Genomic DNA, 10,765 nt, shown 5'->3' on the forward strand with positions numbered 1-10,765 from the left:
AACCACTAACTAATGACTACTGACTAATGACTACTGACTATTAACTAATTGCTAATTATCAAACGGAGTCACGAAAATGCCTATAGGCGTTCCTAAAGTTCCTTACCGGATGCCCGGAGGGCAGTATACAGACTGGATTAGCATCTATGATCGCCTTTACCGAGAACGGATTATTTTCTTGGGTAAAGATATTGATGATGAGATTGCCAACCAAATTATTGCTGTAATGCTGTATCTGGATTCAGACGATCCAGGTAAGGATATTTACTTATATATCAATTCCCCTGGTGGTATGGTTACGTCTGGCTTGGCAATTTTTGACACCATGCAACACATCAAATCAGATGTGGTGACAATTTGCGTTGGTTTAGCCGCCTCAATGGGATCTTTCCTATTGACAGCTGGCACTAAGGGCAAACGCATGGCATTACCTCACTCACGGATTATGATTCACCAGCCTTCCGGTGGTACCCGTGGACAAGCAACTGATATCGAAATTGAAGCTAAAGAGATTCTGCGGATTCGTCACCAGCTCAATGAGATTTATGCTCAAAATACTGGTCAGGCTATAGCCAAGATTGAAAAAGACATGGATCGTGACTTTTTCATGTCTGCTGCTGAGGCTAAAGAATACGGTTTAATTGACCGTGTAATTGAAGAGCGCCCGTAGGATTAGGGACTAGGAACTAGGGATTAGGGATTAGGGATTAGGAGTTAGGAGTTAGGGATTAGGGATTGAAAGAATTTGTAATTAAATCTCTTTCGTAGTCCTTAATACTCGATAAACCCAAAAATGACAGCTAAATATCCCTTTCCTACTCTCTAGTCTCTAGCCCCTAACCCCTAGCCCCTAGAAAAAACTGCCAAATGTGAACTATAAAATAGAAGATTAGTCTTTATAATTAAAACCTTAAGGCCGGAAGCGAATAGCCGAAAGCTGCATATTTCGATCGCTATATAGATCAAGATGGATCTTGGAGATTGCTACCGCTTATTGGGTTTAAGGTCGGGAGCCTCTTTTACCGACATCAAAGCGTCTTACAGACGTTTAGCTCAGCAATATCATCCCGATATTAACCCAAATGACAAAAGAGCTAAAGATAAATTTATTGCCTTGACAGAGGCTTACAGACTCCTTTTAACTGTAGTGCCTCCAGAGGAAACAGTCTCACAGCCACGTCAGCCGTCCACATCTGGGCGTGATGCTTCTAAAGCTACGCGCCAAGGAAAAGCACCAACAGCCACGGTGACAACCGAAAAGCCGCCAACGCCAAAGCCGCCCAATTTGGTGGAAATAGAACAACGGCTGAAGTGGAAAACTTATGAGCAACTACAACGGTTTTTGAAAGAAAGACGATTTCCCCAAGCGATCGCCCTGGCGGAAGCTTTAGCAGAACGTTTACCAGGGGACACAGAAGTACGCCAATGGCAGGCCGTTGCTTATCAAATTTGGGGACGAGCGTTAATTACCGAAAACCAATTACTTAAAGCCAGAATTTATCTCAAAAAGGCCTTGAAAACAGACCCTAATAATAAGGCCCTGTGGCTTGAGGTGCAACGCGACTTCCAGCGCTTAGAGCAGATTTTTTAATGTATAATAAATTCCAGGAATTATACCAATTCTCTACTTCTTTAATTACGAATTATGAATTACGAATTGGTATTACCAAAGCATGTTATATGTCTAAATCTGCGATCACAGTTACTGTCAAACTATTTGCTGCTTATCAAGAAGCTTACGGGGTTTCGGAACTAGCGCTGGAATTTCCTCATGGTACAACAGTCAAAGCAGTGTGCGATCGCCTTATAGCTGAACACCCAGAACTTACCAAATGGCGTAACATCACCCGCTTTGGAATTAATTTAATATTTGTCGAACCAGATACTCTCCTGCAAGAGGGCGATGAAGTGGTGTTAATTCCCCCTGTGAGTGGTGGGTGAATTTATTTCACCTTAGCTCTAAAGCGAACAAAGCCATAAGAATTGGCAGGTGTACCAGCTCCAGTTGCTTTTGGTAGATTAGGCAAATCTGGACTTCGTGTAATATTAACTATCACAGCCCCGTTGAGATTAGTCCCATTAATGTTAGCCCCACAAGCTAATGGTGTAGCTGAATCGTTAGCTGGATAAAAACGCCCACGATCTGCATCTGCAACATTACTCAAATATATCGTAGGTGTAGTAGAACCAACAGCCAAGGCAATACCTTGATCTACTCCTGACAAGCCACCATCATTAGGAGTCATACCATTAAAAGCACTAGAAATAAAATTAACATTAGTTGGAACTAAATCACAGAATTTAACATTAGTTGCATTACCCAAACCATTGGAAAGAAAATAGATGGTGTATTCTAATTCATCTCCCGGTTTGACAATGCCAGCATTAATCAATCCTCGCAAGTAGCCAACAGGCCATTTAGGATCGCTATCATCAGTAGCATAGGGTTCTGGTACATAGTTGTTGGCATTACTAGCAACATCACTACGACCATCCACAATATCAGTTAAATCTTGGTTATTGATGCGGGTAATGCGTTTAGTTAACAACAACTTAGGATTAGAACTAATAATATTTGATACTGTAAATAAAGTGGGATCATCATCTGCCGTACTAGCAGGATTATTACCAGTGTTTATACCATCATCAGTAATTTGCAAGAACGAATTACCGAGAGTGGGTGGGTTATTGGTAGCGCCATTCGAGTCTGCATCTGTAAACACTGTACCAACAGTTCCCGTAGAATTATCAGGTGTGTTGAAAGTAGCGTTTGCTTGGTTACTAATTGAGTTACCACCATTGACACTGTTAATTGTGGCAGTAATTTTAATGGTGATAGTATCACCTACGCGCAGAGTTCCAGAATTTGTCACAGCAACAACACTAGTACCGTTGTAACTGGGATTGAGTGTGATGTTATTCCCCGAAGTTGCAATAATGGCTGCACTCACAAAGGTTAACTGTGAGCGTAATAAATCGTTAACAACAAAGTTGATGGCATCGCTATTACCTGGATTCAAATTGGAGTAAGTGATGGTATATTCAATGCGATCGCCTACAGTTACTGTTCCAGTATTATCATTATCTGTGAGGAAGCGAACAGATTTGGTTCCTTTGACATTTGCTTGAGTAGTAGTAGTAATTACCAAGGAAGTAGTGATTGCTTGACTAGGAAAATATGTCCAAGTATCTATCCCCTTAAAGTCACCATAATTATTACTAAATTCATGCTCTCCTAACGCACTATTAATACCTCTCGCAGCATTACGCGGGCTAGTAGCTACTTGACTACCTGTGGGATTTAAGTTAATCGCTGTACCATTCGCAGTAGTATAGTTGTTGTCGTTGTAATAAATGGTAGTCGAGCCAATCTGCTGTCCATTTTGATCTACAAGATTAGGAAAAGCAGTAGGAGCGTTTTCCATAGTTATCTTAAATCCTGAAAGGTTATTTTCAGCATCTAGTAAGGGGAAATGATATTCACCCCCTCTAGTCGTAATTTGGGCATTGTATGGCTGATTCCCTGTTCTAGGTTGTAGATTTACCCCATTAGCATCCTTCCCATTCCACTGGGTCACATTTTGCCCAGCAGACATCACATTTTGTAGTACTCTATCTACACTAGGATCAAAAATACCGTCTGTGTTGGTGTCAATAATAATTTGATAACTACCGCTAGAAGCCGCATTAAAACTAAAATTACCCCCCACACCAACAAAAGTCTGATTACCGCTACCACCAGTCCCACCAGTAAAGAGGAAATTTTGAGGTATAGCTGGTGGTGTTGCTGCTAAAGGAATTCCCAAAGCAACCAGTGTTTCTGTTACAGGGCGATTAAAGAAAACTAAATGGGTGATATCAGTAGCTGTATCAGCAACGCTGGGATCTTGAACACGTACATTCCCAGCAAATAACAGATTATTATTAGTAGCGCCACCGGCACTATGGTAAAGAGTACTATTGTTAGTTTTATCAATATATCCCCGGCTATTAGCAAAAAATATGAAGCCAAAGGGATCGATTCCATTCATGTCAGTTTCGTATCGATACCCATCTTTAGTTTGAATATAAAGCTTAGATTTCAGTGCTATGGGAGTGCTACCATTGGCATTTGCCCCCATATTCATAGCGATGTAGTTAGTAAATATTCGCCCTGTTTTAGTAACATTATTACTATCTCGAACTGTAATATCCCAAGCAGCTACCCCTGAAAGTTGAGTATTATTTGTAGAAAATGCTGCCGTCGTGGCTATTGGCGGCGGATTACCTGAACCACTTGTATTCGGAGAACGAAATTCAACTTCGTAAATACCAGTTTCTGTAGCGACAAACTTACAAGGGGTATAGCCACCACTATTAGGTGAAGGGCCAGCCGTTTCTTTGGCAAGGGTGTCAATGAAACCAAAACCAGTAGCCAGAACATCACAAGAGCCATTTTGACCACCAAAAGGACTGCGGTAAACGATATCTTGTGGGTTTGAGAAACTAGTATGCACACTAGAGCCAAGATTAACTGTTTCTCCTGCTTCCACATAAACTTTCAGTGTGGTTCTGCGAATAATACCTGCTATTGTTAAATCTGACCATTCTACGTAAGGTCTGTATCCGCCATTAGAAATTAACTCTTTGCTGCCTTCAGCCCAGCTAGGTTGGATATTATTTCCTAAAATACACAAAAAAAAGCCCAGGCTACTCAGCCATAGTTTTTTGGGGCTAATTGTTAATGGCTTTTTCATAGTTTTTTGATTAGGTTGCCCAAAGTAACGTATTTGCAATCATTATTCACTTTGAAATTTAATTTCCCAGTTAAATTACATAAATGCTTTTGTATAAATAAACTCATATTCTTAACTTTCCTACTTCTCTTGTTTGATCAACTAAAGGCTGCACCACAGATTCTTGTTGTTGGGGTGGGGTAACTTTTTGTTGTCCAAAACCTTCAAATAACTCATTTAGCTTGAGAGTAATACCCAAATAAGGGCCGCCTGCGGAACGCGTACCTGAGAAGTCCCGGTCATCGACTTTACCAAATACATAGCCAGCAGCAAGACGCAGATTAGGACTCAAATAGTAACCTGTCTCTACCACAAAGCCTGTCTCTGTGTAGTTAGATTGACCAATCCAACGAGCCTCACCCACCAAATCCATGCTGTATCCGAGGCGGTAGGTAGCCCGAATTTGGGCTAGATTCACTGTGCTAGTACCAGCTAAATCACTAGCAATATAAGAAGTGCTGTTACGCAGGGCATATTTACCGTAAAATTCCCATTGCCAGTTAGGAGCATAAATAGTTTCCAAGGCGAAGGTATGATCCTCGGAACCTGTACCACTACCTAAAAGAATAGTGTCAGGAATCAACGCCGGATTTTTGCGATATTCATAACGCAACAAAGCATTAAATTTATCGTTTTTGGGGTCGCGGTAGGCTAAACCTAGCTTGAGGTTAGCTGTATCCCCCAATCCAGTCAGCTTTTGATTGGAAGACCCAGCTTGTTGATAACGCACCAGAGCCGTTAAAGCCGGGGAAATCTTACCGGTAGCTGCGGCTGAAATGACAGTGTTAGAACCGCTAGAAGAAGTACGATACTCATAACGAGCGCTGGCTTGAAACTGGGGATTATCACTATATTCCAGCCCCACACTATAGCTATCTCCACCGTTAAATCCGATAGAAGAGGCACTCTGACCAAAGGCGAAGGGTTGGGCGTATTGTTGGCCTGTTGCGGTGCGTCCAAAGAAGTTACCAAATACGTGTTCATAAGCAAGATTTAGCCGTAAACCAGGAGCAATAGACCAGCGGTTATTTAGACCAATTGCTCCTTGTGTAGTAACTTCGTTAGCACCACCTAAAATCGAGTAACGACCAGTTAAGGTAGTATCTGAGCTAAGTTTGTGTTCGCCGTTGACACTGAGGCTAGTGATAGAGTTACCCGAAAATTGACCACTAGTGTAAAACTGTTGAGCAAGACTAACATTGACACCAGGCATTGCAGCCCAATTTAGACCCAAGATGGTACGGTCTAGGTAAACAGTATCTTGATCAGAAGATAAGGTCAGTTCATTTTGCGCTTGAAAAGTTAGATTTTTAGCGATAGGAACTGAAAAACGCGATCGCAACTGATCAGAATTACTGCTCAATGCACTATTGGGGATACGGTCTTCTCGATTGCGGTGAATCCAATCCACATCAAAAATAGCTTTACCTAAGCGTTGTTGAATACCGGCGGAAATTGTCGTCAAAGAATTATTAACTTTACTACCAGGAATCGCTTCTAAACGTGGTGAAAATAATTCTTCAAAGGTATCTAGTGGTTGGGGTGCAATGCCAAAATTGTCTTCGTGGTCGTATTGCATCCTGACGTTAGTACTTGAGGTTAATTTGGCTGTAAGCTTTGCCCCATAACGAGTTTGACCGGGTACAAAACTAATGGTGGCATTATTAGCAAAGCCTGTATCGGCATAGCGATAATAAGCACGACCTTGAATTGCATTGGTAATTTTTCCTTCTGCTTCCAAACGATAAGCTTCACCACGTACCCGTCCCATCAGGTGAGAATCATTTGTGGAATGGGCATATTCTGCCGTTAATTTGCCCTGGGAACCCAGAGAAATCATGGCATCTGCGCCATAAAGTTCAAAATCACGCACACCCTGATTTTCTCTAACGTAAGTTGCACCCAACCAACTTTCATTATTCAGACTACGAGAAAGGTTATATTGCAAGCGACCAGCATAGATATTGCTATCAGAATCTTGACTGTCGTATTGATAGCTCACAACAATCCGACGTACTAATACTTGTCCAGTTCCATCAATATCGGTGCGAAGGATGGGTTCGCGGAATAATAGAGTACCGCGATCGTAATCGATTTCGTAGTCTGGGCCTCTGTTCAACTGTTCGCGTTGCAATACAGTACCAGGACGATTCAGTTCTTCTAATTCAATAAAGACATTTTCACTACCTGGAACGAGAATCCGACGAGAAAGGAAGTAATAGCCACTAGTACCATCAGGAGCAATACTATCTCGTTGGAATCCTTCTAAATGGTTGCCATAGAAGCCTGTTATTTGAAAATTTCCTAAGTTGTAGTTAGCTTTAAAGCCGTGGAGTTGGCGAGTAATTGCCGTAAATTGCTGTGATGAACGAGCAAACTCTTCGGTGTTGTAGTCACCCCACATTGCATAATCGGGTGTAGTTCCAGGAATACCAGTTGAACGCTCAAACCGGAGATATACGCTATCAATTGAAGGTGTGATCACATCAACCTGAGAGCTATCACCATAGACAGGATAGTTTTGTTCACTAAATTGATAGTTTCTAAACAAGCGATTATTACAATCACAATCTTCGTTGAGGCTGCGAGAACTGTTATATGCACCTGTAAACAACCACTCGCCGATCGCACCAGTGGCAAATACCGCTGAATTAAAATCTAATTGGATGCCGATGTCTTTGTCAGGACGCAAAAAATCACGAAAACTGCCGTAATAATTTGTACCTCTAGCCCCCAAACGTAGATCTACAACCCCACTCACCAAACTGGGACGTAGTGCCGTTTCAAATTGCAGTTGAGTAAAGGCTTCTAAGTTATTAGTGGTTGCCCGAATTGTGACAGTTTCGGCCTTGAGATGCGATCGCAAACTAGCTGTGAATTGCCCCGCCTTCGCCTCCACCTGAAATCCCGGTTGATCAGGCTTGAAGTCTGCCCCTACAAACTCCCCAGCCGTGGCTGTAAGAGTCACAACAGCATCTCGATTAGAGTGATTACCATTTGCATCAATGAGTTGACCCTTGATGGTAGCTATAGAACGTCCATCAGCAGGGATACGAGACTCAACTGTGGCTAATTTGAGTTGTTGTGGCGCTCCTCGTACTACTACCTGCATTGTTATAGGCAATTCTGTACTTCCTATAATTTGTGCAGCAATGGTATTTACTCCTTCTTTTAAGGAGACACCATACCATGTCTGCGTTATCAAGTTGGTAGTAACATCAGTTTCCGTTCGTCCAACCAAGGAAGGATCTACTAAAGTGCCATTTATTCGCAATTCCACCTGACTACCAGCAAGAAATTGCAACATCACCGTCATCGCTGGAATATCCACAACAGTGTTAGGCGTTGGTGTGAGGATTTTGATTGCTGGGAAAGTGGAGGGAATTGTTTCTTTGTCTTCGGCTATTTGTGCTACTTTGCGTAAGCCTCTAGGTAATTGAATAGAAGTTGCTGGTTGAAATGGTTGTATTTCTGTTTTAGTTGGCTGGATATTTGGAGTTGAAGAAGTTGCGGGAAATTCAAGAGGTGGAAATTGTTGCTGGGAACTTTCCAAAAGATGGGAAGAATTTGAATCTATGCTACTTTCAGCAAGTTTGTTTTCTTGTTCTTGAGCCTCGATGGTTGTGTTTGCTGGCAAAGGTTCGCTCTGAGAATCAAGGTATTTACTAGTGAATTCCGCCTTGACTGTCGCAGGATACAAAACAAGACCGAGAGCTACTGGCATTGCCCCCAACAATTTCAGATTAAAAGTAGTTGCATGGTGCAGCCTAGGGTTCATTTAACTTGCTCCTGGAAGGTGGGTGTAACTGCGAAGTTCATGCGTACTAATCCACCAGGCTCTAAACGCACTAAGCGAGATTGGCTATTGCGTTCGCGGAATTTGCGATTGGGAGCTAGGGTATAACCGGGAAGACTGCTGAGATCTAATACACCTGTATGATTTCCAGGTAAGACATTGGCTAAGGAGAACAAACCATTAGGATCTGTGGTAATGCGGTTGCCGTCTTCGGTGTAAATTACTGCATTGGGAACCCCAGGCTCACCAGATTGCTGTTCACCGTCAAAGTTTTTATCAACAAACACACGACCAATAATTATGCCGCAGTCAGAAACAATTCCTGGTCGAATTTTTAACTGGTGAGTTGCAGGGCCATCCTTGATACTAAAGCCGTTATCAGCCCGTAGTACATTAGCGATCGCACTGTTGCGACCAGTACCCCGCAAAGCATCGGCTGTGAGTTGAGCAGCGTAGGCAATATTTAAGACTTTCTCTGTTGGGATGGTGATATCTGTGCGGAATGTCAAAGTAGAACCATTGCGTTCTGAAGTGATAGCGACTGGCTGACCATCTAACTCTCCCCGTACAGTTTTAGGTAAAAAGTTGAATCCTAAAGGAAGATTGTCGGTAATTACTACATTGTTCAAACCAACATCAGCTAGATTTCTCATTGACAAGCGATAGATGACCGTATCTCCAGGTTCCGCAGCAGCGCGATCGCCTGTTTTGATAATCTGCAACTGATTCCCTTGACACATATTTGTAGTAAATTCAAAGGCTAATAAGTCCAGCCCTACAACTTCGGCATTAGGAATCAAGACAACTGAACTTTCTACTCTGGTTTCACCTGTAAGATTAATTGGCTGACCATCTAAAGAAATAGCTACATACCGGACGATATTATTACCTTGTGTGCCAGTGCTATCAAGAATTTGAATTTTAATACGTCGTTGTTTATAAATAGAATTTGACGTTGGATTAACTACAAAAATGTAGGTTTTACCGGGATTGATTTGACCTTTACTCGGATCGAGTAAAAAATTGTAGACTCCCGCAGGATTATTTGTTAGGAAGTAAGGGTTACTATTTTCAATATTTGGCGCTTTACCACCAGGAACATTATTGTTAGGAATATCAGGTAACTCTGTCCGTGTCAGGGAAACTAATTGTCCTAATTCTGTTCCTGTTGGATCATTAGGGTTAGGTTCATAGACACTGACTGAAAAACCTGTATAGTCAGGTAAAAGTGTCCCGGCACAACCTAATATCCGTCCTAATGGATCAATCAATGGGTTATGATTAAAATTTATTTGAGAAGAAATTCCTTGATATTTATATGTAGTAGCAGGATCTATATAGGTATAACTAGCTTGATTGGTTATAGGTGTAGACACACCCTGATTATTAATTTGTTGCGCTTTTATTGGTGTATTTATATGTAATAAACTTCCGATAATAACAGCTGCTGTGAACCAATTATTCCAGGCAATGCGAGAAGTTATCTGCTTTTGTTTTTGAGGACGTAACACTAAATTAATCTCCTCTAAGATGCCTTGCTTTTTGTTAATCAAGGCATTTTTCTGTATAAATACATAATTTAAATTGCCCTGTTCTCCCTTTCCAACTCAGAAAAGGGAGTTTAGTATTAAGTTGATATTTCGTGTGCAGACTGACGATGTAAATCACCGCACTTGGGTTTGATAAGTTGCTTTGACTGTGGTCTTAGCTGCGACAGATGGAATCAGTAAGCGAATGTGGGTGTAAGCTGTTGCTGGCGCTGGTTTAGTTTCTACTTTGCCGTTAGGGAGGGTAACTTTAATAGTGGGATTCTCTACAAAGCTACGTCCACTATCAATGCTGTAAGTAATTTTGGCGTTGTTTGTGACATTAGTAGACTTCAGCACGTACATCATGCCTTTGGGAATGGGTTGATTAAGAGTCAAATTTTTAATTAGGCGATCGCTTTTGTTTTCACCACTCAGGGTATAACGCAACATATCTCCTGGCTGCACTACAGCTTGACCTTTTAAAGGTTCCCACTTCTTGCTTTGTTTACCCTGCTGATCTGTTGCCAACACTTGCTTTTCAGCATCTAGACGCAATTGTATTTGCCCTTGAGTTTTAACATTTTGAGCGTTTACAATTCCCGATTGCCATATGCCTTTGGGAATGGGTTGATTAAGAGTCAAATTTTTAATTAGGCGATCGCTTT

The 10,765-nt window shown here is 41.7% G+C and carries 7 protein-coding genes; 3 read left to right on the forward strand and 4 right to left on the reverse strand.

The genetic code is table 11. From position 1 onward, the window contains the following. Positions 1-76 precede the first annotated feature (76 nt). From I8751_RS25645 to I8751_RS25655, 3 genes are all read left to right on the forward strand, one after another. Positions 77-670 (forward strand): ATP-dependent Clp protease proteolytic subunit, encoded by a 594-nt coding sequence (locus I8751_RS25645; RefSeq protein ID WP_214441916.1) that lies wholly within the window; start codon positions 77-79, stop codon positions 668-670. Between the two features lie 297 nt (positions 671-967). Next, positions 968-1,591 (forward strand): J domain-containing protein, encoded by a 624-nt coding sequence (locus I8751_RS25650; RefSeq protein ID WP_214441917.1) that lies wholly within the window; start codon positions 968-970, stop codon positions 1,589-1,591. Positions 1,592-1,680: 89 nt separating this feature from the next. Next, on the forward strand, positions 1,681-1,941 hold the full coding sequence (locus I8751_RS25655; protein ID WP_214442014.1) for a MoaD/ThiS family protein: 261 nt from the start codon (positions 1,681-1,683) through the stop codon (positions 1,939-1,941). A 2-nt stretch (positions 1,942-1,943) separates the two neighbouring features. On the opposite strand, the gene I8751_RS25660 is transcribed toward I8751_RS25655, so the two are convergent. The 4 genes from I8751_RS25660 to I8751_RS25675 form a co-directional block, all read right to left on the reverse strand. Next, a complete protein-coding gene (locus I8751_RS25660) occupies positions 1,944-4,736 on the reverse strand; it encodes a DUF11 domain-containing protein (protein WP_214441918.1) in 2,793 nt (930 codons plus the stop codon). A 103-nt stretch (positions 4,737-4,839) separates the two neighbouring features. After that, a complete protein-coding gene (locus I8751_RS25665) occupies positions 4,840-8,553 on the reverse strand; it encodes an Ig-like domain-containing protein (RefSeq protein WP_214441919.1) in 3,714 nt (1,237 codons plus the stop codon). After that, positions 8,550-10,124, reverse strand: a complete 1,575-nt coding sequence (locus tag I8751_RS25670; RefSeq protein ID WP_225894417.1) for a DUF11 domain-containing protein — start codon at positions 10,122-10,124, stop codon at positions 8,550-8,552. Before I8751_RS25670 ends, I8751_RS25665 begins: the two co-directional genes overlap by 4 nt. 111 nt (positions 10,125-10,235) lie before the next feature. Next, positions 10,236-10,724 carry a hypothetical protein gene (locus I8751_RS25675; RefSeq protein WP_404800454.1) on the reverse strand — a complete coding sequence of 163 codons (489 nt, stop codon included), beginning with the start codon at positions 10,722-10,724 and terminating at the stop codon, positions 10,236-10,238. Positions 10,725-10,765 lie beyond the last annotated feature (41 nt).

The sequence above is a fragment of the Atlanticothrix silvestris CENA357 genome, from assembly GCF_016056295.1.
Lineage (GTDB): Bacteria > Cyanobacteriota > Cyanobacteriia > Cyanobacteriales > Nostocaceae > Atlanticothrix > Atlanticothrix silvestris.

Bases quoted from the DNA above. Each gene is read 5' to 3' on its own strand.
- I8751_RS25655 (WP_214442014.1), top strand. From the start codon at position 1,681: ATGTCTAAATCTGCGATCACAGTTACTGTCAAACTATTTGCTGCTTAT.
- I8751_RS25650 (WP_214441917.1), top strand. From the start codon at position 968: ATGGATCTTGGAGATTGCTACCGCTTATTGGGTTTAAGGTCGGGAGCC.
- I8751_RS25665 (WP_214441919.1), bottom strand. From the start codon at position 8,553: ATGAACCCTAGGCTGCACCATGCAACTACTTTTAATCTGAAATTGTTG.
- I8751_RS25645 (WP_214441916.1), top strand. From the start codon at position 77: ATGCCTATAGGCGTTCCTAAAGTTCCTTACCGGATGCCCGGAGGGCAG.
- I8751_RS25660 (WP_214441918.1), bottom strand. From the start codon at position 4,736: ATGAAAAAGCCATTAACAATTAGCCCCAAAAAACTATGGCTGAGTAGC.